The organism is Rickettsia endosymbiont of Ixodes scapularis, assembly GCF_000160735.1.
Lineage (GTDB): Bacteria > Pseudomonadota > Alphaproteobacteria > Rickettsiales > Rickettsiaceae > Rickettsia > Rickettsia tamurae.
The window spans coordinates 1-1739 of record NZ_GG688310.1 but is presented as its reverse complement, the minus strand read 5'-3'; the positions used below and the strand labels follow the sequence as shown (position 1 = coordinate 1739).

Sequence of the window (1739 nt, the reverse complement as noted above, 5' to 3'; positions counted from 1 at the left end):
ACCTCTAATTTTCGGTACTGCAAGAGTTAACAGAAAAATAATTTGGGTAGACACAATAAAAGAAGCCGCAAATAGTACCCGTCATAAAGAATATTTCCATTATTTTCATAACTTAAAATACGTTACTAATTTCACTGAATATAGCTATTTCTTTTCTTTTGCAGTTAGTATTTGTGAAGGAGAAATTACTGAAATTAATAGAGTATGGGAGGGTGATGAAGTTATAAATTTAGGTAAGTATAATTTTAGATTATATAAAGGATCAGAAACGCAATTACCTGATCCTTTAATTGAAACCAACTTAGGTAGCGGTAAAACTCCTGCTTTTAGGTCACTTAGCTATATAGTATTTGAAGAATTACCTTTAGAAGATTTCGGCAATATTATTCCAAATTTCTCATTTGAGGTAACAAGAAAACGAAATATTTATTTACCGAGGAATTATGCAAAAGTTCAAAATTTAATCAGTAGCATTAACATGATCCCGGAATCAGGGGAATTTGTTTACGATACGGAAGTTCAATATAAAACTCAAGAAAGTTCTTACGGCGGTGTTATAAGCCATGAGGCTATTAACTCCCATAATCATTATAATATTGCAGATAGTGTATTTAGCCTTAATCAGCTACAAAACACCTGCCCTAATATTAAATGGATAGCACCTGTAGTTTCTTGGTTCGGCGATAGTTTAAGATATAGGCTATTGCAGCATAAAACCGGCTATAGAGTTTAACGACCCTCTAACCTCATATTCATGCACTTGGCAAGTCGGTAGTTATAATAGGGAGAATGCTAAAATTATCTCTAAAGATGAGCGTGACAACCCTCATTACGGCGGCACGATTAATGATGCTAGTTTAGTGCGTTACTTAACCGAGTTAAAAAGGGTTATAATAATTTCATCCTACACTACGCACGACTTGTTAAAGATTATGTCGATGCTCGGAGCTGATCAGCATAACTTCCATAAACGCGAGTTTCGTATTAAGATGCCTAAATTATGGTTAATGAATATGCTATAATCCTTATCCTTTCAAGGTTTGTAATAACAAAAACAATACTACTAATATCCTCGTAACCCAGTTACTACCAGCTATTCAGTTCCTCTATTAATACGAAACTCGCGTTCTATAAAAGATGCAGCCAATAATTTTCCGACAGTAAGCGAACTTTGTAATCTTGCACATTTAGTAAAAAAATAGTAGGAAGTAATGTACAAGTTACTTAAGCTGCCGATAGGTCGGAATATCATCGCACTAGCGGTGGCTGGTATAATCTAGATCCGTTATTTGCCTCCCCTTATATCGATTTTGTAGGTATAGATGCTTATTTCCCTTTAACTAGTTCTTAAAGTTCTCAGATAACTAAAGAAGAAATTATGAAAGGTTGCCGTTCAGGCGAAGGGATTTTGTACTCACTTTAAAACAAATTGAATACGAAACTCGCGTATTATTATTACCTAGACAATCCTCAATTGATTTATTTGATTTACTTGTATGTAAAAACTTCTCAAATCTATTTAATATGTTTTGAAAATCTAAGCCAAACTCTTGCACTAACTGGAACAACGTACGCATATATGCTTTTTCGCTTTCTTTTCCTATAATCTTTATATCAAGATCAGGGAATTGTTTATAAAAATTTTCTATAAACTCATCTAATGACTTTAGTTGCTCTAAGGTGGTGTATCTATTATCCCTCTATTTTTCTCAAGTAAGGTACTAGTTACTTTGCGAGTT

The 1739-nt window shown here is 33.5% G+C and carries 2 pseudogenes; both read left to right on the top strand.

Features of this window, described 5'->3' with window-relative positions:
• Positions 1-733: pseudogene (locus tag REIS_RS11575) on the top strand (hypothetical protein); the annotation flags it as partial.
• A 549-nt stretch (positions 734-1282) separates the two neighbouring features.
• Positions 1283-1351 (top strand): annotated as a pseudogene (locus REIS_RS16205) (hypothetical protein); the annotation flags it as partial.
• Positions 1352-1739: the final 388 nt, after the last annotated feature.